Origin of the sequence: Streptomyces sp. DH-12 (assembly GCF_002899455.1) — a bacterium.
Taxonomy (GTDB): domain Bacteria; phylum Actinomycetota; class Actinomycetes; order Streptomycetales; family Streptomycetaceae; genus Streptomyces.
The window spans coordinates 2089236-2113561 of the sequence record NZ_PPFB01000001.1; the positions used below are offsets into that span (position 1 = coordinate 2089236).

21 protein-coding genes and 2 pseudogenes are annotated in these 24326 nt (G+C 70.2%); 9 read left to right on the plus strand and 14 right to left on the minus strand.

Features of this window, described 5'->3' with window-relative positions:
- Positions 1-87: 87 nt before the first annotated feature.
- The 4 genes from aztD to aztB form a co-directional block, all read right to left on the minus strand.
- Complete coding sequence (gene aztD / locus C1708_RS08205; RefSeq protein WP_106412036.1) at positions 88-1290, minus strand: zinc metallochaperone AztD; 1203 nt, start codon at positions 1288-1290, stop codon at positions 88-90.
- A gap of 89 nt (positions 1291-1379) precedes the next feature.
- The gene (gene aztC, locus C1708_RS08210) at positions 1380-2360 is read right to left on the minus strand and encodes a zinc ABC transporter substrate-binding protein AztC (protein ID WP_106412037.1); all 981 of its coding nucleotides are present in this window, start codon (positions 2358-2360) and stop codon (positions 1380-1382) included.
- A complete protein-coding gene (locus C1708_RS08215; RefSeq protein WP_106412038.1) occupies positions 2357-3589 on the minus strand; it encodes a hypothetical protein in 1233 nt (410 codons plus the stop codon). Before C1708_RS08215 ends, aztC begins: the two co-directional genes overlap by 4 nt.
- A gap of 20 nt (positions 3590-3609) precedes the next feature.
- A complete protein-coding gene (gene aztB / locus C1708_RS08220) occupies positions 3610-4470 on the minus strand; it encodes a zinc ABC transporter permease AztB (RefSeq protein WP_106412039.1) in 861 nt (286 codons plus the stop codon).
- A gap of 15 nt (positions 4471-4485) precedes the next feature.
- Here aztB and aztA point away from each other — a divergent pair, with 15 nt between their 5' ends.
- A complete protein-coding gene (aztA, locus tag C1708_RS08225; RefSeq protein WP_106412040.1) occupies positions 4486-5229 on the plus strand; it encodes a zinc ABC transporter ATP-binding protein AztA in 744 nt (247 codons plus the stop codon).
- A gap of 210 nt (positions 5230-5439) precedes the next feature.
- Here the strand turns inward: aztA and C1708_RS08230 are convergent, their stop codons facing one another.
- The 9 genes and pseudogenes from C1708_RS08230 to C1708_RS08270 form a co-directional block, all read right to left on the minus strand.
- Positions 5440-7125: a ribonuclease J gene (locus C1708_RS08230; RefSeq protein ID WP_106412041.1), complete on the minus strand. Its 1686-nt coding sequence runs from the start codon at positions 7123-7125 to the stop codon at positions 5440-5442.
- Positions 7126-7353: 228 nt separating this feature from the next.
- The gene (locus C1708_RS08235) at positions 7354-7662 is read right to left on the minus strand and encodes an SCO5918 family protein (protein WP_106412042.1); all 309 of its coding nucleotides are present in this window, start codon (positions 7660-7662) and stop codon (positions 7354-7356) included.
- A gap of 47 nt (positions 7663-7709) precedes the next feature.
- Positions 7710-8114, minus strand: a complete 405-nt coding sequence (locus C1708_RS08240) for a CBS domain-containing protein (RefSeq protein WP_198602432.1) — start codon at positions 8112-8114, stop codon at positions 7710-7712.
- 46 nt (positions 8115-8160) lie between these two features.
- Positions 8161-9657 (minus strand): DEAD/DEAH box helicase, encoded by a 1497-nt coding sequence (locus C1708_RS08245; RefSeq protein WP_106412043.1) that lies wholly within the window; start codon positions 9655-9657, stop codon positions 8161-8163.
- Between the two features lie 328 nt (positions 9658-9985).
- Positions 9986-10189 carry a cold-shock protein gene (locus tag C1708_RS08250; protein ID WP_030404051.1) on the minus strand — a complete coding sequence of 68 codons (204 nt, stop codon included), beginning with the start codon at positions 10187-10189 and terminating at the stop codon, positions 9986-9988.
- Between the two features lie 554 nt (positions 10190-10743).
- Positions 10744-10889 (minus strand): annotated as a pseudogene (locus C1708_RS36110) (IS630 family transposase); the annotation flags it as partial.
- Between the two features lie 565 nt (positions 10890-11454).
- Positions 11455-12084: a TetR/AcrR family transcriptional regulator gene (locus tag C1708_RS08260; RefSeq protein WP_106412044.1), complete on the minus strand. Its 630-nt coding sequence runs from the start codon at positions 12082-12084 to the stop codon at positions 11455-11457.
- A gap of 142 nt (positions 12085-12226) precedes the next feature.
- The gene (locus C1708_RS08265; RefSeq protein WP_106412045.1) at positions 12227-13618 is read right to left on the minus strand and encodes an amidase; all 1392 of its coding nucleotides are present in this window, start codon (positions 13616-13618) and stop codon (positions 12227-12229) included.
- Complete coding sequence (locus C1708_RS08270; protein WP_106412046.1) at positions 13605-13811, minus strand: hypothetical protein; 207 nt, start codon at positions 13809-13811, stop codon at positions 13605-13607. Before C1708_RS08270 ends, C1708_RS08265 begins: the two co-directional genes overlap by 14 nt.
- Positions 13812-13959: 148 nt before the next feature.
- On the opposite strand from C1708_RS08270, the gene C1708_RS08275 reads away from it, so the two are divergent.
- The 8 genes and pseudogenes from C1708_RS08275 (at position 13960) to C1708_RS08315 (ending at position 23001) form a co-directional block, all read left to right on the plus strand.
- Entirely contained in the window at positions 13960-15285 is a 1326-nt protein-coding gene (locus C1708_RS08275; RefSeq protein ID WP_106412047.1) for an MFS transporter, read from the plus strand.
- Positions 15286-15296: 11 nt separating this feature from the next.
- Complete coding sequence (locus C1708_RS08280) at positions 15297-16232, plus strand: MBL fold metallo-hydrolase (protein ID WP_241911203.1); 936 nt, start codon at positions 15297-15299, stop codon at positions 16230-16232.
- 625 nt (positions 16233-16857) lie between these two features.
- A pseudogene (locus tag C1708_RS08285) lies at positions 16858-17154 on the plus strand (IS5/IS1182 family transposase); the annotation flags it as partial.
- Positions 17155-17578: 424 nt separating this feature from the next.
- A complete protein-coding gene (locus tag C1708_RS08290) occupies positions 17579-19780 on the plus strand; it encodes a sensor histidine kinase (protein WP_241911204.1) in 2202 nt (733 codons plus the stop codon).
- Positions 19777-20178, plus strand: coding sequence for a roadblock/LC7 domain-containing protein (locus tag C1708_RS08295; RefSeq protein WP_030826382.1), 402 nt, complete (start codon positions 19777-19779; stop codon positions 20176-20178). Before C1708_RS08290 ends, C1708_RS08295 begins: the two co-directional genes overlap by 4 nt.
- Positions 20178-20549, plus strand: a complete 372-nt coding sequence (locus C1708_RS08300) for a DUF742 domain-containing protein (protein WP_106412049.1) — start codon at positions 20178-20180, stop codon at positions 20547-20549. The genes C1708_RS08295 and C1708_RS08300 overlap by 1 nt, the downstream gene beginning before the upstream one ends.
- Positions 20536-21126 (plus strand): GTP-binding protein, encoded by a 591-nt coding sequence (locus tag C1708_RS08305; RefSeq protein ID WP_106412050.1) that lies wholly within the window; start codon positions 20536-20538, stop codon positions 21124-21126. The genes C1708_RS08300 and C1708_RS08305 overlap by 14 nt, the downstream gene beginning before the upstream one ends.
- Before the next feature lie 1254 nt (positions 21127-22380).
- Positions 22381-23001, plus strand: a complete 621-nt coding sequence (locus C1708_RS08315; RefSeq protein WP_106412052.1) for a LysE family translocator — start codon at positions 22381-22383, stop codon at positions 22999-23001.
- Positions 23002-23720: 719 nt separating this feature from the next.
- On the opposite strand, the gene C1708_RS08320 is transcribed toward C1708_RS08315, so the two are convergent.
- The gene (locus C1708_RS08320; protein ID WP_106412053.1) at positions 23721-24305 is read right to left on the minus strand and encodes an ABC transporter permease family protein; all 585 of its coding nucleotides are present in this window, start codon (positions 24303-24305) and stop codon (positions 23721-23723) included.
- Positions 24306-24326: the final 21 nt, after the last annotated feature.

Here is a 24326-nt window from a genome sequence, read left to right on the forward strand (position 1 = left end):
TCCGCGGGGTCCGGCCCCGCGGCGGGACAGCGGTGTGCCCTCGCCGCCGCAGCATCGAGGCCGCTGTGACGAGGGCACATCGCGGAGTCAGTGGCCGGGGACGACGCCCGACAGTTCGTTGGTGCTCTTCGGCAGGGTGACGGAGGTGATCCTCTTCCCCGTCTCCACGTCGATGGCGTGCAGCGCCTTCTTACCGGGCTCGGAGACGTACGCGACGTGTCCGCGGACGAACAGGGCGGGCCGGGCCTGCTGCCAGTCCAGCGGCTCCTGCCACTGGCCCACGGCGGGGATCTTCTTCTCGACCTTCCCGGTGTTCGGGTCGATGACGTGGACGGCACCGTCGGTGCCGAGGACCAGGGCCTCGCCGTGCGGGCCGCGGGCCAGCGAGCGGAAGGAGTAACTGGTGCCCAGGTCGACCAGGCGCAGCTTCATCTTCTCGGTGTCGATGAGGGAGATGCGGGTGGGACGCTCCAGCTCGGCCTCCGGGTCGGTCTTGTAGTCGCCCAGGAGGACCGGCGAGACGTCGCTGCCGGCCTGGTTGCCGATGCGGCCGTAGGCGTCGGGTGCGTCGATCTTGGTGAACTCGCCGTCCTTGTAGATCAGGATGCCGTCCTCGCAGCCGACGGCGACGGCTTCGTTCTCGGCTGCCGCCTCGCCGTGGACGCCGGGGCAGTTCTCGTTGCGCGCGATCTCCTTGCCGTTCTCGTCCAGCACCAGCGCGCCGGTGCGCTTCTCCTCGGTGCCCAGGGTGCTCAGGAGTTCGCCGTTGGCCAGCTCGATGGCGACGCCGTGGTGCGGCTCGGCGGAGGTGTAGGTGCGTCCTTCCGGCTTCCTGCCGGTGCTCAGGTCGGCGGGGTCGAAGACGTTGACCTCTCCGGTGCCGTCGGTGAAGAGCACCGTCTTGCCGGCGTGACGGACCACGTGGCCGGGCTTGGCGCCCTTGTACTCGATGCCGGTGAAGGCCTGGCCGGTGGCGTCCAGGACGCGGAAGCCGCTGTCGGTGGAGACGACGACGTGGTCCTCGTCGCCCGCGGGGTTGACCCGGTTGAAGCCGGGAAGCTCGATGGTCCCGGCGAGCTTCAGGCTCTCGCCGTCGAGGATGTACAGGCCGCCGTCGAAGGTGGCGACCAGCGGGTCCTCGACCGCCACCGCGGGCGTGGCGCTCGCGGTTCCGTCGGACTCGGCGCCGGTGGCGGAGGAGTCCCCTCCGCCGCAGGCGGTCAGGACGGTGGAGACCGCCAGGGCCAGTGCCGTGCCCGTGAGGGCTCTGCCGCGTATCGACTTGTTCATCAGCGTGTTCCTTTCTGCACCGCGCGGTGGCGGCATGAGGGCATGACGTGCCGGCGTCCGATGGCCGGTGCGCCGGGAGGCTCGGAGGGTCAGTCGCCGGTCAGGCCGGCGACCATGGCGGTGGTGTTGGCGCGCATCATCCGCAGGTAGGTGTCGGCGCCCCCGCCCTCGGCGGTCAGGGACTCCGAGTGGAGCTCGACGACGCGGACCCCGCCGCCCATCTCCGTCCGCAGCACCTCGGCGAGCCGTCCGGGCTGGGAGGAGTCGGCGAAGACGGTGCGTACGCCCGCCCTCTCCATCGCCTCGGTGAGGGAGCGCAGGTCCGAGGAGCTGGGTGAGGCCAGCGTGGTGCCGCTGGGGATGACCGCGCCGATCACCTCGAAGCCGAAGCGGTCGGCGAGGTAACCGAAGACGTGGTGGTTGGTGACGAGGACCCGCCGGTCCGCGGGCACCCGGCCGAAGGACTTCTCCATCCAGGTGGTGAGCTCCGCGAGGTGCTTCGCGTAGCGCTCGGCGTTGGCGCGTATCGTGTCGGCGTCGACGCCGTCGACGTGCTTGATGATCTGGTCGGCCATCAGGCCGGTGACCTTGCGCACCCGGTCGGGGTCGGTCCAGAAGTGCGGGTCGGGCTGCCCTGCCTCGCCCTCGGGGCCGCCGTCGTCGGCGGTGTGGAAGGCGAGCGGGTCGGCCGCCTCGCCGGCCGCGAAGGTCGCGACCCCGGACTCGCGGGCGGCGGCCACGTGCCGCAGGACGTTCTCCTCCAGGCCCAGGCCGTTGTAGACGACGAGGTCGGCCTGTTCCAGCTCGGCTGCCTGCACCGCCGACAGACCGAAGGAGTGCGGGTCGGCGTTGGGCTTCATCAGGACGGTGACGTCGGCCTCGCCGCCGACGACCTTCCGGGTGACGTCGCCGAGGATGTTGGTCGTGACGACGATGCCGGGACGGTCGTCGCCGGTGGTGGTGCAGGCGGTGGCGGTCGCGGCTGTCACGAGGGCGAGCAGGCCCGCGATCAGGTGGCGCAGGCGTGCGATGCCCACCCGTGCGCGCTGCTTCGTCTCGGTACGGCTCATCGTCCGGTCTCCGCCATGAGGACGGGCTTGACGTCCAGGTCGAAGGAGCGCGCGATGCGCAGGCCGTCGTTGTAGTCGATCTCGAACACCCTCTTGCCCTCCGGGTCGTTGACGTAGGCGCGGCTGCGGTCGACCTCGATGACGGGGGCGCTGCCGCCGGCGCCGGCCCGTTTCCGGTCCGTCAGCAGCGGCTCGGTCCGCGCGGTCTGCTTCCCGGTGGCGATGTCGTAGCCGTGCAGCGAGCCGTCGGTCTCCAGGACGAGCAACGGGGAGCCCTCCCCGGCCGTGTTGGCCGCGACGACCGGCCCGGTGTCCACCCGTGTCCAGGTCCGCTCGGTGACGTCGAGGACCCAGACGGCGTCTCCGGCCGCGGCGGTGAGGGTGTCGCTGCCGGGGCGGTGGCGGAGGACGGTGGCCCGCTCCTTCGCCGGGACGTCCTGTCCGTACGGGATCTTCTCGGCGGTGAAGGCGCCGCTCCGAGCCCGGACGAGCAGGGCGCCGTCGGCGCAGCCGAGGATCACGCCGCGTCCGGTGACGGCGTCGCCCCGGGGCTCCTCGCACGTCACGTCCGGTGAGGCGACGCGCTCTCCCTCGCGGTCGAGGACGACGAGTCCGGTCGTGCCGCCCTTGTCCGCGAAGGCCAGCAGGTGCTCCTCGTACGGGACGACGGCGCCGGTGTAAGTGCCCGGCAGCGTACGGGAAGAGGCGATCCGTCCCTTCTCCAGCTCGCCGCGGTCGTAGAGGAGGGCGCGGCCGTCCTCGTCGGTCACCGCGGTCACGGCGGCGTCGCTGCGCACCTGGGCCCGGCTGCCCGCGGGAAGCTCACCGACGTCCCGTGCCGCCGCGCTGTAGTAGTGGACGTGGTCCCCGTGGTCCACCATCCAGGCTCCGCCGTCGAGGACGTGCGTGCCGCCGGACGTGTGGAGGTAGCCGAACCTGCCGTCCGTCCACAGCCGGACGGCGTCCTTCACCGGGGCCGTCCTGTGCGCCTTGCCGGTGATGAGGTCGAGGATCCTGGTGTCGCCGCTGTCGGGGTCGTTCAGGAGGAGCCGGGACTGCTGCTCGGCGGCCTCCCGGGCTCCTTCGACGTACCCGTGCGGGGTCGCGGACGGGGAACTCGCGGCGGGCCGTGCGGCGCTGTTCCCCTCTCCCGCACAGCTCGTGGTGAGCAGCGCGGTGAGCACCAGTGCGGCCGATGCCCACGGAGTGACGTTTCTGCGGACGGTCATGACGATCGCCTCGGCTTCTTTCAGTTGACTTCGAGTACGGGGACCGGGGCGTGGACGCGGCGCGTACGGCGGTCACGCAGGCCGGACAGCAGGTGGGAGAGGAAGAACAGGCTCACCGCGAGAGCGGCGACGGTCGCGCCGGCCGCGGTGCTCAGGTGCCAGGACAGCAGCAGGCCGCCGAACGTGGCCGAGGTGCCGAGCAGGGCGGCGAGCGCCATGACCCCGCGCACGGAGCGGGCCCAGGGCAGGGCGGCCGCCGGCGGTGCGATGAGCAGCCCGAGGACCAGCAGTGTTCCGACGATGTGGAACGAGGCGACGATCGCCAGACCGAGCAGGCCGAGCAGCACCGCGTGGGCCAGGCGCGGCCGCAGCCCCAGGGTGTGGGCCTTGCGCTCGTCGAACGCCAGGGCCAGGAAGGCACGGTGGCCCAGCACCGACACCACCAGCGCCACGAGCAACGCCGCCGCGAGCACGAGGAGGTCCTGCTGCCGGACGGCGAGAACGTCGCCGAAGAGGAAACCGGTCAGGTCGACCGCGAAGGACTGCGAGCGCGACACGATGATCACGCCGAGCGAGAGCATGCCCACGAACAGCAGCCCGATGCCGGTGTCCTGGGACAGCCTCGGCGTACGGCCCAGCACGGTGACGCCGGCCGTCATGACGGCGGCGCTGACCACCGCGCCCACCATCGGATTCCCCCCGAGGAGCGCGGCCGCCGCGACACCGGGAAGCAGCCCGTGGGACATGGCGTCACCGAGGAAGGCCATCCCTCTCAGCACCACCCAGGTGCCCGCCAACGCGCAGATGGCGGATACGAGCATCCCGCCCCACAGGGCCCGCTGCACAAAGGTCACCTCGAACGGGACCGTCAACCAATCCATGACCAGGAGACTACAATGAAAATCATGTTCAAAGAACCGCCCCCCTCCCCCGCCCCGTCCCTCGGCCCGGCCGCCCGCATCCGCTTCTCGGAACTGTGCGCCGGCTATCCGGGGCGCCCGGTGCTCCGTCACGTCACCGGCGAGATACCCGAGTCGGCCACGACGGTGCTCGTCGGCCCGAACGGCAGCGGCAAGTCGACCCTGCTCGGCGTGCTCGCCGGTGTGATCAAGCCGACGTCCGGCGATCTCCTCCGCACCGGCGGCCGGCCGCCCGCCTTCGTACCTCAGCGCGGAGCGGTCGGTGACACCCTGCCGCTCACCGTTCGGCAGACCGTGGAGATGGGGCGCTGGGGCGAGCGCGGCCCGTGGCGCCGGCTGACCGCACGGGACCACGCGACCGTGGACACGGCGCTCGGCCGGCTCGGCATCGGCGACCTCGCCTCACGTCAGCTGGGCGAGCTCTCGGGCGGGCAGCGCCAACGCGCTCTCATCGCCCAAGGACTGGCGCAGGAGTCGGACCTGCTGCTCCTCGACGAGCCGACCACCGGCCTGGACCCGGAGGCGAGGGAGCGGATCGGGGCCCTGCTGACGGCGCTCGCCGCCGACGGGGTGACGGTCGTCCAGGCCACGCATGACCTCGAGGTGGCGCGCGCGGCGGACGCCTGCCTCCTGCTCCAGGACGGTCACCTCGCCGAGCAGGGGCGTCCGGAGCAGGTTCTCACCACGTCGGCGCTGACCCGGGTCTGGCAAGCGCTCTGAGGAGCCCGGCACACGCGACCGCGCAGGCCGGGCCGGCACGGCCGGCCGGCGCGTGGGGCCCGGGTGTGCCACCGGGACAGCAGGCCCGGTCCTGTGCGACCGCCTGCCCGGTCCGCGTTCACACCGAGGGCGGACATCAGCAACGGCTCGTCGCCGGGGTCCGCCTCGTACGCGTCGGCGCCCGGCCCCGGACATCTGCCGGGCTATGGCTCAGGCGTCGATGATGACGGGGATGATGAGGGGCTTGCGACGGTAGGTGCGGAACGCCCAGTTCGCCACGGCACGGGCGATGAGCTGTTCGAGCTGGTGCGCGTCCCCGACGCCTTCCTCGGCCGCGGTGGCCAGGGTCTTCTCGATGACGGGAACGACCGGTTCGAAGGTGGTGTCGTCGTGGACGAAGCCGCGGGCCAGGAAGTCGGGGGCCTCGGCGAGGGCGCCGGTGTCCGCGTCGACGATCGCCACCACCGTGACGACGCCTTCCTCCGCGAGGGTGAGGCGGTCCTTGAGGGACGCTTCGGTGGCGCCGCCGACCTCCATGCCGTCCACGTAGACGTTGCCGGCGGGAACCTTGCCGGTGACGGTCGCGCGCCCGTCGACGAGGTCGACGACGACGCCGTCCTCGGCGATGACGACCCGGTCGGGATCGACGCCGGTACGGATGGCGAGGTCGCCGTTGGCCCGCAGGTGGCGCCATTCGCCGTGCACCGGCATGACGTGGCGGGGTTTGACGATGTTGTAGCAGTAGACGAGTTCGCCGGCACTGGCGTGCCCGGAGACGTGCACTTTCGCGTTGCCCTTGTGGACCACGTGGGCGCCCCACCGGGTGAGTCCGTTGATCACCCGGTAGATGGCGTTCTCGTTGCCGGGGATGAGGGAGCTGGCGAGCAGGACGGTGTCGCCCTTGCCGATGCGGATCATGTGGTCGCGGTTGGCCATCCGCGACAGCGCGGCCATCGGTTCGCCCTGGGAGCCGGTGCACACCAGAGTGACCTTGTGGTCCGGGAGCTTCTCCAGCTCCTTCGTGCTCACGACCAGACCGGAGGGGACCTTCAGGTAGCCCAGGTCCCGGGCGATGCCCATGTTGCGGACCATCGACCGGCCGACGAAGGCGACCTTGCGGCCGTGCTGGTGGGCGGCGTCCAGGACCTGCTGGATGCGGTGCACATGGCTGGCGAAGCTGGAGACGATGACCCGGCGCGGCGCGGTGCGCATCACCTGCTCGATCGCCGGGTTCAGCTCACGCTCGGAGGTGGTGAAGCCGGGCACCTCGGCGTTGGTGGAGTCGGTGAGGAACAGGTCCACGCCCTCCTCGCCGAGGCGGGCGAAGGCGCGCAGATCGGTGATGCGGTCGTCGAGGGGGAACTGGTCCATCTTGAAGTCGCCGGTGTGCAGCACCATCCCGGCCCGGGTGCGGATCGCGACCGCGAGGCTGTCGGGGATGGAGTGGTTGACCGCCACGAACTCGCAGTCGAACGGTCCCAGACCGCGCCGGTCGCCCTCCCGCACCCGGACCGTGCGCGGCCGGATGCCGTGCTCCTTGAGCTTGGCCTCCAGGAACGCCAGCGTCAGCCTGGAACCGACGACGGGGATGTCGGACCGCTCGCGCAACAGGTACGGCACGCCGCCGATGTGGTCCTCGTGGCCGTGGGTGAGCACCACGGCCACGACGTCGTCCAGCCGGTCCCGGATCGAGGTGAAGTCCGGCAGGATCACATCCACACCGGGCTGGGTCTCCTCGGGGAACAGCACGCCGCAGTCGACGACGAGCAGCTTGCCGGCGTGCTCGAAGACGGTCATGTTGCGGCCGATCTCGCCCAAGCCGCCCAGGGCGACGACCCGCAGTCCTCCCTCGGGAAGGGGCGGCGCGGCTTTCAGCTCGGGATGCGGATGGCTCATGCCTTCACGGTACCCGGAGAGTGGGCGGCGTGATCCATCACCTGTGCGCTCCCTCCTTCCCGGCGGTCCGGGCACCCGCATCTGCGGCGCCGGGACCGTGGGGACTGCAGCTGCTCCGGCCACCGACCCGCCGCCGCGCCGGGAGCGGCACGTCACGCGGTGAGGGTCCTGCCGGCACGTGCCGGCAGGACCCTCACCGCTCCGTTCGGTTCCCGCTCGTCCCGTCGGTCAGCCGGACGAGGGGGTGCCGAGCAGTGCGGACGCCCGCTGCAACGGGCTGTCCACGCGCGCGGGTGCGGCCTCGGGAAGGGTGCGACAGGTGAAGCCGAGCCGGGACATGGCCCGCAGGACCTCGCCGACGCTGAAATCGCGCCGGTCCTGGCGGGTGACGACCTCGCCGACCTGCTTGGCGGGGTAGTGGCGTCGTCCGATGATCACGGACTCGCCGGTGACCGGTTCGGGCCTGACGCCCTTCATCGATTCCAGTACGCCGCTCTTGGTCAGGTCGAACGGGAAGCGGGCGATGACACAGCGCATGATGCCTCACAGGGAGAGGAGGGACGGGGCCGACCGCCGTAAGCGGTTCAGCGGGAGAGGGCGAGGACACCCAGGGCGTTGCCCTGTTCGTCGGCCACGGGCAGGGCCCCGGGCCGGCGGCGCCGCACCGCACGCTCGGCCTCGGCCCCCGTGGTCAGCGGCGAGGCGAAGGGAGCGATGACGTCGGCGATGTCACGCAGACGGATCCGGTCCATGTAACCGGAGCTGTCACGAACGGCCGTGAGCCGGGCCCGGGTGACCAGACCGGTGCACAGACCGTCGTCGTCGCAGACGACCAGATGAGCCGTACGGGCGGCGGCCATCACGGACAGTGCCACCTCCACGGTCATGTCCTCCCAGACCTGCGGTCCGGCCGCTTTCACGGTGTCGGCCACCGTGCCGTGCACGCGGTGGGCGTTCTCCGGACGGACCTGCGTCTGGACCAGCGTCAAAGGGTGCCTCCTGCGGAGATGGGCCGGCTTTCTGATCACGAGGGTTCTACGCCGCCGTACCGACGGCCGACTGCCGTACGGACGCGCGGCGGGCCGCCGAAGCGGGACGGCGCCGGCCGCGTGAGGTCGCGCCGCGCTTCTTGGGGCGTTCGGCCACCGGTGCGGTGATGACGACCGGAATGCCGGAGGGGGCCTGGGCCCCGGTGATGCGGCGCAGGGCTTCCCCGCCGACGCGGACCTGGGTGGTCTGCGGGACGACGCCGGCCGCTGCCATGAGGCGGGTCACGGCGCGGCGCTGGCTCGGGGTGACCAGGGTGACGACGCTGCCGGACTCGCCGGCGCGGGCCGTGCGGCCGCCGCGGTGGAGGTAGTCCTTGTGGTCGGTGGGCGGATCGACGTTGACGACGAGGTCGAGGCTGTCGACGTGGATGCCGCGCGCCGCGACGTTGGTCGCCACCAGCACGTTGACGTGCCCGGTCTTGAACTGCGTCAGCGTGCGGGTGCGCTGCGGCTGCGACTTCCCGCCGTGCAGGGCGGCGGCCCGTACCCCGCTGTTCAGGAGGTGCTCGGTGAGGCGGTCGACGGCGTGCTTGGTGTCGAGGAACATGATCACGCGGTCGTCACGCGCGGCGATCTCGGTGGTGGCCTTGTGCTTGTCCGCGCCGTGGACGTGCAGCACGTGGTGCTCCATCGTCGTGACCGCGCCGGCCGAGGGATCGACGGAGTGCACGACGGGGTCGCTGAGGTAGCGGCGCACGAGCAGGTCGACGTTGCGGTCGAGGGTGGCGGAGAACAGCATGCGCTGGCCCTCGGGGCGGACCTGGTCGAGCAGGGCGGTGACCTGCGGCATGAAGCCCATGTCGGCCATCTGGTCGGCCTCGTCGAGGACGGTGACGCACACCTGGTCCAGCCGGCAGTCGCCGCGGTCGATGAGGTCCTTGAGGCGTCCCGGTGTGGCGACGACGATCTCGGCGCCACCGCGCAGCGCGCTCGTCTGCCTGCCGATCGGCATCCCGCCCACCACGGTGGCCAGCCGCAGCTTCACGGAGCGGGCGTAGGGGGCGAGCGCGTCGGTGACCTGCTGCGCCAGCTCACGCGTCGGTACGAGGACCAGTCCCAGCGGCTGCCGCGCCTCGGCGCGCTGCCCGGCCGTACGGGCCAGCAGCGCCAGACCGAAAGCGAGGGTCTTGCCGGAGCCGGTGCGGCCACGGCCCAGGACGTCCCGTCCGGCGAGGGAGTTCGGCAGGGTCGCGGCCTGGATCGGGAACGGCACGGTCACGCCTTGCGAACCCAGCGCGGCCGACAGTTCCTTGGGCATGTCGAGATCGGCGAAGCCCTCCACGGCGGGAAGCGCGGGAGTGACCGTCTCGGGGAGGGCGAACTCTCCCTGCATCGCGGCGGGCCGCCGGCCGTGACCGCCGGAGCGGCTCGAGCTGCCCGACCGGTTCGGGGCCGCCGAACCGAATCGGCTGCCGCCCCTTCCGGAGCCGGCACCGCCCTCACGGGTACGGGAGAAACGGTCGTTCGTACGTGTGCGGTTCATGAAGAACCTTCCTCGATGCGGCGCGTATCAAGGAATTCCCGCAGCGGTGAACAGCACGGAGAATTGCATGAACGGGCCGGTGGAACGCGACAGCGCATCTGTCCGACGGAAATCCGTACACGCACAGGCGCTGAAATGAGTGACGCACAGCGGACGCACTGTTCGGGCATCCGTCGCGATGAGGTCATGCCGGGTCGTGCGCACCCTCGAGGGGTGCTTCACGGGTTTTCCGTCGGTCCTCCGCAGGAGAAAAAGTTACGGAAAACACAAGCAGCTGGGACCTGCACCCCAAAGGATGCGGGTCCCAGCTACGAAATGCGCGTCAGCGTCAGGCGGGGACGATGTTCTCGGCCGTCGGACCCTTCTGGCCCTGCGCGATGTCGAAGGTCACCTTCTGGCCCTCGAGCAGCTCACGGAAGCCCTGGGTGGCGATGTTCGAGTAGTGGGCGAACACGTCAGCGCCGCCGCCGTCCTGCTCGATGAAGCCGAAACCCTTTTCCGCGTTGAACCACTTCACAGTACCAGCAGCCATGTCATTTCTCCTTCGGGGCAGTGTCTCGGGGTCCGCACCGTGCGGGCCCCGTGTCGCCGCGATGATCACCCCGCCCGGAAAAAGACCGGAACATGTAAAAGCGCTTCCAGCGGCACAGGAGCCGATCCGGAGGCACTTGAAGTTTTCGGGAACCACAACTGCAACTGAGATCGACAGTAGCACGCCGCGGCGGCCTGCGTGCGGGAAGAGTCCGAGTTCACTTATTGCGGCGGAGAATCTGTCTGCGCGTTCCAGTGAAATCTCAGCCCGCGGGCACAGATATTGATCCAGCCGGAGCGTCGAACGAGCCTCACGGCTGCCACCGAGGTCGCCGGCGGGCCGGACGAGGCGACAAGGGCCGGGCAGGGCCTGCGAGGCGCCCCGGCCGCGTCGGCCTCACCTGGCCGTCCTCCAGAAGAGGCGTCAGGTGAGCGCCGGCACTCCCCTCACTGTTCTCGCGGGGGCCGGACGCATCGCTCCTCACCCTCACGGCGCCGGTTGAAAACCGCGGGTCAGGGCCCCTTCACCGCAGGCTCCACACTGACTTCGGCTTGTCAGGGTGACGCTGGATCGTCGGAGGCCAGGCCGGTGCGGCCGTGAAGCCGTCGAGGGGGCCGGGCCGGTGCTGAAGGCGCTTGAGCCGGTTGCGGACGAGGACCTCGAGCCGGCCCAGGGCGACGACGGCGAGGTCGGCCGCACTCGTCGGCTGATTGCGCCGCCGCACCACCACGGACACCGATGCCGGGCAGTACGCTGCCGCCTCGCTTTCCGCGCCCCCGGGACCGGCCGCCTCCGGTGTCTGCCGCGATGCCGTCCGGCAGTGGATCTCGCCGGTCTCACCGTCCGCGTCGAGTGGGTCGAGTGGGATCGGGGCCGATGCCGCCGTCGTCGCCCACAGGGGGGAAGTCCTGCCGCTCATTGTGGCGTAGGGCACGTCCGACCCGTGGCTGCACGGCGCGCTGGACGGTCGGAAGCCGGCCCGCCTGCGGGTGGCCGGCGGGAAGTTCCCCGAGGCACCCCTCAGCCACCAGCGCCGGCGTCGAGCCTCGTCCCGCCTAGGAGCTGTACACCCTTGCCGCCCGCCGAACCGCATGCCGGGAACCCGCCCGCGCACGGGCTCGGAGGGAGCGCCGAATGAGCGGCGCGGCGATCCCGCTCCCCCGGCGCGGGGTCCGGACGATGCGTCCGCGACTCCCGCACGAGCCCGGGAAGCAGGCCGCTTGGCCTCCACGGCCCAGTGGCAGACCGTCCGATGAGCGAAGTGGTCAGCTGTCGGGTTCCTTCCTCGAGCGCCGAGGGGCGGCGGCCCGGGTGGGGCGAGCGCCGGCCTCGGCCTGCTGGGCGTACACGGCGTTCGTCACGAGCTCGCGCGCGTACGCGGCGTCCAGTCGGCCAGGGCGGAAGAGGATGCGGTACATGATCGGCGCCACGACACGGTCGATCAGCAGTTCCCTCTCGGGCACCGGCTCCCCCCGCTGCACCGCACGGGCCAGCATGACGTCGATCTGCTCTGCGGCATACGCCGAACACTGACCGGCATTGGTTCCGTCGGGGTCGCCGAGCAGGGCGTCCCGGATGTAGGCGCGCCCGGGCGGCGAGGCCATCTCGTCGACGAACTGTTCCGCCCAGGCGTCGAGATCGGCCCGCAGGCTCCCGAGATCGGCCGGATCCGTTTCCGGACGCAGTCGTTCGACGGCCACGTCGGACAGGAGTTCCTGCAGGTCGCCCCAACGACGGTAGATCGTGGAGGGGGTCACGCCCGCCCGAGTGGCCACCATCGGGACCGTGAGTGCGTCGCGGCCCACCTCCTCCAGGAGTTCACGTACCGCCGCATGGACGGACTCCTGTACGCGTGCGCTGCGCCCGCCGGGGCGGACCATGGGCCTGGGACTCATGCGATCCACCTTAATGCGATTTTGTTGCTTCTAGGCGGTGGCCGGCGTCGGCGACCCGCGGGGCTGCGCATCCGGGCGCCCGAGCACGGCGGACGCCCCTGCAGCGACGCGACCGCATGCCGGCCGGAACGTCCGCCTTCCCTCAGGCAGCGAGGGGAGCAAGCCGCCCCGCGCCGGCCACCGACTCCTCGTAGGCCCGGCCCACACGGAGCACCGTCGCGTCGTGGAAGGGGCGCGCCATCAGCTGCATACCGATCGGCAGTCCGGCGCGGTCGTGACCGACCGGCAGGGTGAGGGCCGGGACGCCGGTGATGTTGGCTGGGGCACAGAGGCGGACGTAGCTGTCCGACACGGACTCGGTCGTGCCATCGGCCCACTCGACGGCTTCCTGCCCCGCCTCGGCGGCGGTCATCGGCACCGTCGGCGCGGCGAGGACGTCGATTCCGTCGAACATGCGAGCCCAGGCGTCCCGCATCATGGTGCGGGCCCGCTGGGCGCGGAGGTAGTCGCCCGCAGAGGTGAGTTCGCCGGCCTCCAGCAGGATGCGGACGTCCGCCGCGTACAGGTCGGGAGTGGCCCGCAGCGACCGCTCGTGGTAGGCGGTGGCCTCGGGAACCATCAGCCCCCACTGGACGGCCTGGATGTAACGCGCCATCGGGATCTCGACGTCGACGAGCTCCGCCCCCAGCTCCGCCAGCCGCTCGATCGCGCCGCGTACGGACTCCTCGACCTCGGGCGTGACCCGGTCGAAGTAGTGGTTCCGCGGTACGCCGACCTTCAGTCCTCGCAGGTCGCCTCCCGGGAAGCGGTCCAGCATCGGACCGGACACGCTCGCCGGGTCGCGCGGGTCGTGGCCGGCGGTCGCCGACAGCACCAGCGCGACGTCCTGGACGGTGCGGGTGAGAGGGCCCACGTGGTCCAGGGACCAGGACAGCGAGGTCACGCCTGTGCGTGGGACCAGGCCGTAGGTCGGCTTGAGGCCCACCACGCCGTTCAGGGCCGCGGGGACCCGGATGGAACCGCCCGTGTCCGTGCCCATGGCGAACGTCGCCCCGCCGGCGGCGACAGCCACCGCCGAGCCGCCGCTCGACCCGCCCGCAACCCGGCTGTGGTCCCAGGCGTTGTTCGTCTGCGGAGTGGTCAGGCCGTAGGCGAACTCGTGCGTGTGCGTCTTGCCCAGGAGGACGGCCCCGGCGGCGCCGAGCCGTTCGGCCACCCGGCTGTCGCGTTCCGCCACGTGCCCTGCCCGGACGTGCGAGCTCGCCGTGGTGGGCATCCCCTCCGCGTCGATCAGATCCTTGAGCGCCATGGGGATCCCGTGCAGCGGCCCGCGCGGTCCGCTTCCGGAGATCTCCCGTTCGGCGCGGACCGCTGCGGCCAGGGCCGCATCGGCGGCGACGGTGACGTAGGCGCCCAGTCGTCCTTCGACGGCGGCAATACGGGCGAGCACCGATTCAGTGAGTTCGACGGGGGACAGCTCCCGTGCGCGCACCGCACGGGAGGCTTCGGTCAGCGACAGCTCAAACGGTTGCATCGGCGTTCCCCCGTCCGGCTCGGTAGGAGGACGCGGGAGGGGTCTCGCCGAAATCGAGCTCGCGCAACACGCTGATCACGGAGTGGATGTGGTTGGCCGTCATGGCCACTCCTTCGTGTCGGCCGTCCCCGAGGGGGAGCCCCGCCCGCAGCGCCCCTCGGGCTGCCTCTTGGGGGGTGAGTTCACTGGTCATGGCTTCCTTCCGGATCTGTGCGGCGCGACGGGCCGGGGCAGGTACAGGACCTCCGACCACCGCAAAAGCGAAGCGTTTGCTTTAGTCGATCGTAGGATCTACGGTGACTTAAAGCAAACCAATCGCTTTTAGCACGGGAAGGACTCTCATGCAGAGCGTCCCCGCGGACCTCGCGCCTCCCCGCACCTCCCCCTCCGGACGTCTGCCGTTCGCATTGCACGCCTCGATCCTGATCGCGCTGCTCGCCGCATCCAGCGCGCCGACCCCGCTGTACCCCCACTACCAGGCCCAGTGGCAGCTGTCGTCCCTCGACATCACCGTGGTCTTCAGCGCCTACGCCCTGGCGCTCCTGATCGCGCTGCTGACGACCGGAACCCTTTCCGACCATGTCGGACGCCGCCCCGTGCTCCTGGGCGCGCTCGCGCTCCAGGTCGCCTCCATGGCACTGTTCGCGACGGCCGGCGGCCTGACCGCCCTGATCGGCGCCCGCGTGCTGCAGGGCATCGCGACCGGCGCGGCGACCAGCGCAGCCGGTGCGGCTCTCCTCGACCTGGAAGACCCCGCCCGGCCGGGCCGCCCCGCTCTGGCCAACAGCATCGCACCGGTGACGGGCATGGCGGCCGGCGTCCTGGCAGCCACCCTCATGGTGCGCTTCGCCCCCGTTCCGGCGATCACGGTGTACGCGACCCTGATCGCCGTGTTCGCCGCGCAGGCCGTCGCCCTTGTCTGGGCGCCCGAGACCGTCCGCCGCCGTCCCGGAGCACTGCGCTCGACGCGGCCCCGCCTGGCGCTGCCGTCGGCGGCCGCCCACGCTCTCCTGCTCAACGGCGCCGGCGTCGTCGCCGTCTGGGCGCTCGGCGGCTTCTACTCGTCCCTGGGACCGGGCTTCACACGGCTCGTCTCCCCCGGCGGACCCGAATACGCCGGCGGCATGGTCTTCTTCACGCTGACGGCCGTCGCCGCCCCGACGGTGTACTTCACGCGCAGGATGCGTGCCGACGTCTGCGCCCTTCTCGGGAGCTGCGCGGTGATCCCGGCGGCCGTCCTGACCCTGGGCGCCCTCCATCTCGCCGGCCCCGTACTCCTCTTCGCCGGGGCGGCGCTGGCCGGGTTCGGCTTCGGAGCCGTCTCCCAGGGTGCGCTGCGCGCGGTCGTCGACTCGGTCCCGGCCCGGGAGAAGGGCGGCACGCTCGCCTCCTATCACGTCCTCAGCTACCTGGCGATGAGTCTGCCCGCCATCGGCGCCGGCGCCCTCACCGCCGGTTTCGGGCTGCGTGCGGCAGCACTGGCCCATGCCGGCTGCGTGGCCGTACTGGCGACCGTCGCAGTCGTGACGCTGACCGCGCCGCTGCGCGGTCGACGCCGGACACCGTCCCCGGACGCCCGCTCCCGCCCGGCAACGAGCAACTGCACATCCGCCTCACCCGGCACACCCGTTCCAGACATCTGCGTCCTCGCGACCCATGACAGGTAAGGAAAATCGCCGTGTTCACCTCCTCGCAAACGACCAAGTCCACCACTCCCCCCGCCTCTTCCTGGACGGTGGGCGACCACACCGTACGACGCATCGACGAAGTGGCCCTGCCCGCCCAGACCGGTCCGTGGCTGCTGCCCGGGGCGACCACCGACCTCGTGGGCCGGACTCCCTGGCTGAGCCCCGAATTCGCCGACGAACAAGGCGTCCTGCGCCTGGCGAGTCACAGCTTCGCCGTCGAGGTGGACGGCATGCGGGTGCTGGTGGACACCGGCATCGGAAACGGGAAGCGGCGCGCCAACCCCGCCTGGCACAACCTGGACAGCGACTACGAAGCACGGCTACGGGCGGCGGGCTTCGCGCCGGAGAGCGTCGACGTCGTGGTCCTGACCCACCTCCACGCCGACCACGTGGGGTGGAACACGCGTGCCGAGGGCGACGCCTGGGTGCCCACCTTCCCGAACGCGCGCTATCTCACCTCACGCACCGAGTGGGACTACTGGGCGGGTGTCGACATGGAGGAGGCGCGTCGGCAGATGTTCCGGGACTCGGTCCTTCCCGTCCGGGAAGCAGGTCTGTTCGACCTCATCGATGTCGCGGACGGGGGCACGGACATCGCGCCGGGCATCCGTCTGCTGCCCACCCCCGGCCACACACCGGGGCAGGTAGCGGTGGAACTGAGCAGCCGTGGCGAGACCGCATTGGTCACCGGCGACAGCATCCACCACCCGGTCCAGATGGCGCATCCGGAGCTCTGCAGCTGTGTGGACGTCGCTCCCGAACTCGCGGCCAGGACCCGGAACCAGGTGCTCGGCTCACTGGCCGGTACGTCGACTCTTCTGCTCGGGAGCCACTTCCCGCCGCCGACCGCCGGACACGTGCTGCGCGAGGACGGCGGATACCGACTGGTCCCGGCTCCCTCAGGGGTCACGCCCATCGGCGGCTGAAGCGGATCGGAGCACCCGGGACGTCCCGCGCACCGAGTCGCACCGAACCCGTGCGGGTGACGTCCCGGGCGTCCGCGACCGGACGGCCCGGGAGCGGCCATGAGACTCCTCCGGCATACGCTCCGTCGTCACCGACGGGGCCGGACGACGTTATGGCCGATCACCGGCCTGCGCCCTTTGCGTGGGCCGGCTGTCGGCCGTCCCTCGTGGGCGACGGTCACGCCGACGCGTCGCGGACGAGGGCGACCTGCCGGCCCCACCCGCCCATCGCCGGCCGAGCGACGCGGCCCTGCTCCAGTCTCACGAATCGAGCGTCATTCGCGCGTCACCAATGACGAACGCACGTCGCCGGCATCATCCGTACGACCCCCGCCACACCTTGCCACCGCAGGTCAGACGTCCTTTGCGGCAGGTTCAAGGAGCCGCCGGGGTGCGCGATCACCAGCCCTTGACCAGGTGGCCCTGCCCCCTCTGCCCGACTCGAGTACGCGTACGACGCGGCCCACTGCTTCCGTGAACCCAGCACTCCCGGACCAGGGGTCCGGGTCGCCGCGGACCACGTAACCCCGAATCTCCACGGCCGCGCCAGCCGGGCCGCCACCGGCACGACCGTCCGGGCCGACCGCGCGGCTACGACAGCCCCACGTTCCGTGTATTGGTAGCCCAGCCTGGGTTCACGGCCTAGATCGTCCGCAAGGGCGTGCCGGCCCCGGTCCAGGCCGGCAAGCGCTGGATGATCGAGCGCACCCACTCGCGGATGAACGACTGCCGCAAGCTCCGGCGCTGCACCGAGAAGAGCGGCGAGGCCGTGGACTTCTGCCTTCGCCTCGCCGCCGCTCTCGTCACGCTCCGCATGCTCATCCGACGATCGACAAGCCGCTACCGCTCGGATGGCCGGCCCTTCACCCGACGTCTCAAGTGACCCATGTGCCGGTCAGTCCAAGACGTGCAGCCGGGAGAGCGGGTTGCCCTGTCCGCACGAGCACGCCTGCGCCCAGGCGTCAGGTGAACGTCAACACCCCATGCGCAATACTTCGTCGCCCTTACCACATGTGATCAACGGAAGTCATCTCTCCGTTTCTCCGGTGTGGCTGGTTATGATCGGTACTTCACGTCGTGCCAAAGCCGAACCGGACTTCCCCCCGTCCTGAACCCAGGACTGCGTCCGGCCTCGGTGGTCGGGCCGTCCCCCCTGGTTTCCCGCTCTCCGAGGACTGATGTCTCCCATAGAACCCGAAGGCACACGAGGGCGGCTGACGACTCGTCGGCGGCGTACTCCGCGCCTGCGTACGCTGCTCATTTGGCTGGCGATTGTCCCTATTCTGGCGATGAGTGTCCAAGTGGTCATGACCGCACAGCCGCTGGTGCACCAGTCAAAGCAACTACGCGCTGATGTGGCAGTCGGTGAGCGGATCGATGTACCCCTGACCAGGCTGATGCTCGAACTGCAGGCTGAGCGGAGGATGACCGCCACACGGTGGGCGAGCGGCTCCGTGTCCGAGAAAGAGCTGCGCGAGCGGCGCGCGGCCACGGACCGGGCCGCGGACGAGTTCCGCCGGGCGGCGGACGGAGCTCTGGCGGCGACCGGACGCGAGGACAATCATTACGTCGCGGAGCTGAAGCACAGCCTCGCGGACCTGGCCGCGTTCCGCGAGCGCGCGGACGCCCGCAGCGGGGACGCGGATCGGACGATCGGCTACTACTCCGACCTCGTCGACCACATCATCCGGGTGTACCAGAACGAGTTCAGCCATGCGGAAGACGCCGAGCTCATCCAGGAGAGCGGCCTGGTCGTCACGGTGTTCACGGTGTCCGAGATGGTGGCGCGCGAGACCACCATCCTCGCCATGGCCGGGCCGTCCAGGCATCTGAGCCCTTCCGGGTTCGCCGAATTCGTCAACTCCGTCGGATCCCAGCGGTACCAGTACGACGAGTGGGTCGCACCGTATCTGACGGCCGAGGACAAAGCGGCCTACGACCAGGTCTTCGCCTCGGACGGCTGGAAAACGAAGATCCGTGTCGAGGACGCGGTCATCTCCGACCACCAGAACACCGCGTCCGGCATCGAGCTGCCCGAGGAAGCTGACGCCTGGCAGGCCGCGTATGACGAGTTCGCGCCGCGCCTTGCCGCGCTCAACGCGAAACAGGGGCGAGCACTGCTCGTGCACGCCGACGCCAAGGCCACGCAGTTGGAGAACGAGGTCATCTGGCTGATCGTCGGAAACGGCGCAGCCGTCTTTGCCGTCGCGGCCGTCATCGTGCTCACCACGCGCTCCGTGCTCCGCCGCCTGCGCGGTCTGCACCAACGTACGGTGGCCATTGCCGAGGACACGTTGCCGGATGTCGTTGCCCGGCTCCAGCGCGGGCAGCCCGTCGACGACGATGCGCTGCCCGCGGTGAGCGGAGACCGGGACGAGGTCGGACGTATCAGCGACGCGTTCGCCCAGGTCGTCTCCGTGTCCGTCGACGGGCATGCGCGGCTCGCGGCCGAGCGTCAGGGTTTCGGTATGTTCGCCGCGGGCATCGCCTCGCGCACCGGAAACCTGGTCAGCCGCCAGCTGGCCCTCACCGACGAACTGCAGGACGCCTTCGGGCACGACGAGGAGCTTCTCGCCCGGTTGATGCGATCCGACCAGTTGACGGTGGGTATGCGGCGGCAGATCGAGAACCTGCTCATCCTGGCAGGTGGGGAGATCCCCGATCCGCACACCGAGCCCATGCGCGTCGCCGACCTGCTGCGCGAAGCCGCCGCGGAGGTCGAGGACTTCCGGCGGATCGAGCGCCAGGCCCTGGACGAGATCAGCGTGGCACCGCGGGTGATCAGCGAGATCAGCCACCTCTTGGCAGAACTCCTGGACAACGCCACCCGGTTCTCCCCGCCGCAGTCGAAGGTGGTCATCCGTGCCGAACTGGTGACGGACGGGCTGTCGGTCGAGATCGAGGACCGCGGGCCTCGGGTGACCGCCGCGACCTACGAGGAGATGAACGGGCGTCTGCACTCGGCCCCGCCGTATTCCGTCCTGGCGGAGAACGCGCACCGGCTCGGACTCTTCGTGGTCGGCCACATCGCCGAACAGCTCGGGGCCACAGTGACGCTGCGCCGCTCGGTATACGGGGGGACGTCGGCCGTGGTGATCCTTCCCAAGGAACTCCTTGTGCCGACCGAACCGGTCCGGGCGGGAAAGGAAGCGCCGCGCGCGGCGGCGATGCCCGCCCCGGCACCGGGCCCGTTCGACGAACGCAAGCCCGAACTGGTCCTGCACGCGAGGACCGGGTCGGCCGGCCGTAGGACGCCGGAGCGCTTGCCCCAGCGGCCGGTGGAGAGCAAGCCGTCGGTTCCTTCCCCGACACGGAACGGTGACGCGAAGCCGGCCCTCCCCGAGCGGATCCCACAGGCTCACATCGCCGAGCAGCTCCGCGCGCCGTACGCACCGGAGACCGGCGTCCATCAGGATGCGGCGACACCCGAAGAAGTGGCCGACGCCTGGGCGGACTACGAACACGGGACTCAGACAGTGGAAGAAGAACTCCGACAGGATCAGCCATGACGACAACGAACGACATGATCTACAGCGTCCTGGACAACAACCTGAGCAGGATCGCCGGCATCCAGGGAGCCGTGCTCCTGTCCAACGACGGGATCAAGCTCAGCTCGTACGAGCTGGAACGGGACCAGGCGGAGCGCATAGCCGCCGCGTCCTCCGGCATCGCCTCCACGATGAAGGCGATATCCAGGGAGGTCGACGGCGGCCGGGTGATCCGCCAGCTGGTCGAGATGGACGACTGCTATCTCTGCATCGTCGGGTGCGGGGAGGGCAGCACGCTCATCGTGGTGACCTCCCGCAAGGCGCGGCTGGGGGAGCTGGGCGGTGAAGCCGTGCGCACCGCCCAGGCGCTCGGTGAGTGGCTGAGCACACCTGATCGCGGCCAGGCGCAGCCGTCGTAATGGCGGACGAGCCCAGGCCGCGAGAGGGGGGCCACCGCCGGACGCGGCTGTACGCGCTGACCGATGGACGTACGGCGGCTGCACACACCGCCCTCACCATGGACACCACGATCACGGCGGTGGCCGCCGCGGACGGCTACGGCGGCCTGCCCAGCGAGTGGCAGGCCATCCTCGCGATGTGCTCGCCTCCGGGCGGCCTGGCGGTCGCCGAGATCGCGGCGCGCATGCACATCCGCCTCACTCCCATGACGCTTCTTCTCGGCGAACTCGCGGATCGGGGGCTGATCGAGCACCGGCCACCCCTGGAAGGGGCCGAGACCACCAATGTCCACCTGCTCATGAGAATCAGGGACAACCTTGCCTGGATATGACACCCCTGCCCAGGGAGCGGACCCCGTCAAGATCCTCATCGCTGGGGGATTCGGCGTCGGCAAGACGACGCTGATCGAGACGGTCTCCGAGATCGAGCCGTTGCGTACCGAGGAGCGGCTGACGAGCGCGGGCGTCGGCGTCGACGACCTCGACGGCATCGAGTCCAAGGCGGCTACCACCGTCGCGATGGACTTCGGCCGCATCACCCTCACCGACGCACAGGTCGTGCTCTACCTGTTCGGCACACCTGGCCAGGAGCGCTTCTGGTTCATGTGGGACGACCTGCTGAACGGGGCACTCGGGGCGATTGTCCTTGTCGACACACGACGCCTCGACCGCAGTTTCCCGGCCGTCGACTTCTTCGAGAACCGAGGGCTTCCGTTCGTGGTCGCCGCGAACTGTTTCCACGGCGAACAGCTCTACACCGCCGAGGAGATCAGGGCGGCGCTGCATCTGCGTGACCCGAACACACCCATCCACTTGCTCGATGCCCGCTCCCGTGACGACGCGCGCGGTGCGCTGCTCTCGCTTCTGGACATGCTCATCGCCAAAGCCGGGGTCGCGGCGACCGGCTGACTTCGGCCTGACACGTGGTGGCGTGGAGGTTCACGACCGCGACCGTGGGCCCGGTCCGGGCCGCCGCGGCGTCGGCCGTCGAGGAATGCCGGCCGGTACCAGCCATCGTCCTCGTACTCGAACCAGCCGTCGTCGAGGAACGCCTCTCGCGGCACGGCCCGGACCGAGCTGAGCCGGTTTTCGTAGCGGCCCTGAAGCCGGGCATGATTGATCCGGCAGACGGGAAGCACAGCTCTGATGCCTGCACCCCGGAAGTACGCGCCGAGTCGGCGGCCGTCCCGGTGACTTCATCGGTGACCGAACCGTCAACTCCGTCATCCAACCTGTTGGGCGTCCCACAACACACCTCTCTGATCAGGAGCGTTGCTACGACTGGTTGAACCCGGTCAATACGTGTCCATTCGCTGTGGCGAGCGCCTGATCGAGGCTGGCGCGACCGCGTCGGTCGGCTCTGTCGCCGACAGTTACGACAACGCGATGGCCGGGGCCCTGGCGAGACACCGACCAGGTCGGACGTGCCGTCGTCCGATGGGTCGGCTTGTACAACACCGAACGCCTGCACTCCGCCCTCGACTCCCCGCCGCCCGAAGAATCCGAGGCCCAGCACCACCGATCCCGGGCATCCGACTGACCCGCGCCATCCGGTCCTAGCACGACCACCTCACACTCCGTCAGGAACAGCGTCGAACGAGCGTCAAGACATTTCTTGAACCTCTCCCTGACGGAGTTGAGCAGAGCGTTCTGGACTCACGCTCTAGTTGTGAAACCGCAGGTGAGCCACGCGGCGACTACCTACAACAGGCTCCACGCGGTGAACTTCGGGAAACAGGTCGAGCACCACCGGCCACATCTGGAAAACACAAGAAAGCCGCAGGTCAGAGTCCCTTTGCAGCAGGCTCCAGGATCGCCACGCACTCCACGTGGTGCGTCATCGGAAAGATGTCGGTCCGCGACTGCTACGAGAAAGGCCAGGTCAAGGCGGGTTTCTCGGATCGCCGTGTCGCGTGTGGGTGCCTTGAGCGTCGAACGAGCGTCACGGTCGACAGATTAGTCATGAGGGAGAGCCGTCGACCGGACCCCGTCCTGCCGAGGACCACGAAGCGTGCTGCCGGTGATTCGCGGCATGTCGTTCCGTCCCCGGGAACGGTGCTACGGCAGGTAATCGGACACAGGCGAAATCGGTCGTACGCTCCATCCGCAGGCGCGGGCAAGCCTGCGGACAACAGCCTCAGCCTCGGATGTGAGACTGGGGGAATGCTCATATCATTCTTGACCGCCGTCGGTGTCCTGGCTGTGCTGACCATGGTGCCCGGGCCGGACATGGCCGTCGTGACCAAACGGGCCGTCGCCTCCGGCTGGCAGGACGGCCTACGGACAGTGGGCGGGATCACTGCGGGACTGGTGCTCTGGGGCGTGCTCGCGGTGGCCGGCCTCGCCGCCGTCCTGGCCGCGTCCGCCACCGCGTACACGGTGGTCAAGCTGGTCGGCGCGGCCTACCTCGTCTTCCTCGGCGTCCAGGCGTTGCGCCAGAGTCGTCGCGACCGGTCGCAGGCGCCGGCAGCGGCCCCCGCCCTGCCTCGCGGCAACCCCTGGCGGACCGGTCTGGTGAGCAACGTCTTGAATCCCAAGATCGCCGTGTTCTACACGGGTCTCCTGCCAACGCTGGCCCCGGCCGGACTGTCTCCCCACAGCGGCATGGCCCTGCTGGTCCTCGTACACGCGGTGCTCACCGCGGTCTGGCTCGGCGCATACGTTCTGCTGCTCTCCAAGGCTCGTTCCCTCTTCGAAAAGCCAGCCGTACGCCGGGGCATGGACCGTGCCACTGGGGCGGTACTGATCGGATTCGGACTGAAGGTCGCCACGACCCAGCCTTGAGTTCTCCTGGTGCGACTTGCACATCGGGCCACGGGTCCTGCACCCGACATAGCTGTCGACGACACCGGTCCGTACCACCCACGCGGGAGCGTCGGGAACACCGCGGCCGGAACGCTGACAGGCTCTCCCCGGCTGTCCGACCACCGCGCCCGCCCCGAGAGGAACAGCACGATGACGAACGATGACGACCCGGTAGGTCAATCTGCGGTACCGCGGGCTGATCATGCTCCGGGCGTCCGCTCTGAAGAGGGCCGAGTTCGAACGGGGCGTACGCATACCGCATACCTGGTGGCAGGCGGGACCGACGAAAAGAGCAAGGGCCTTCGGGAAGAGGGCGCGCGGACAGCACGCCTTTCAACGAAAAGGAGCGTGCCCTGATCACCCTCACCGACCAGTCCACACGCCGGGTCGAAGTGGACGCCGACGTCATGGAGCACCTCGAGCGTCTGTTCGGCGAAACCCAGACGGGTGAGGCGGTCGCCACTTTCGCGGCGTACAACCTGGTCTCCCGCTCCCTGGTGGCGCTGGCGCTGGCCATCTGACCGCGGCGGCGCCCAGGCGCCACATCACATACCGGCCGCCGGCATCGCGGTGGTGGGTACGGGCGCGCCTGACCGGTGTCGAAAGTGGCGCGGTCGAGCATCCTTCCCCGGACCCGGGGTCGGAGACGGCCGCTCGCAGCGCCGGGGGAAACGTCCCCATCGAGCATCCTCCGAGCGTCAAGGATCGCCGAACGACCCTCTGAGGGCTTCGCTCTTGCGAGGCTCCTCGCTCACGAACCCGCAGGTCAGCCTTGTGTCCCCTTCGACGAAGCCATGCCAGGGGTGGGTGTTCACCCAGTTCTGGCCTGTGATGTCGTCGGTGAAGAGGGTGTCCGCCAGGCTCTGTGCCGCGTCGGGGTCGGACAGCTTGATGTTCAACAGGTACAGGGGGGACGCGTCGTCGGCTGCCGCGAGGACGTCGTCGATGGTGAGCCAGATGCGGCCGCCACCGTCGGAAGGTCCCGGGTCCGCGGCCCAGTTGCCGTTCGGGTACACGCCGGTGGCTGCGCTGATGGCCGTACCGAGGACTGGGTAGTCCCGGCCGCCGATAGTGACACGGTCTCCGGCACGCACGCCCAGTACCTGGGCGAAGCCGCGTTCGAGCACCGCGCCGCCACTGCGGATCCACGTGCCGGAGGTCACCAGCGGCCGGTCCACGGCGGCCGCCGTGTGCTCGCGCCCTTCGACCGCGGTGTTCTCGGTGTGCCCGTGTGCGCGGACGGTGGCGGAGAACCCGGGGACCGGGTCGGCGACCCTGTCCACGCCGGGGGCGTCCGCGACACG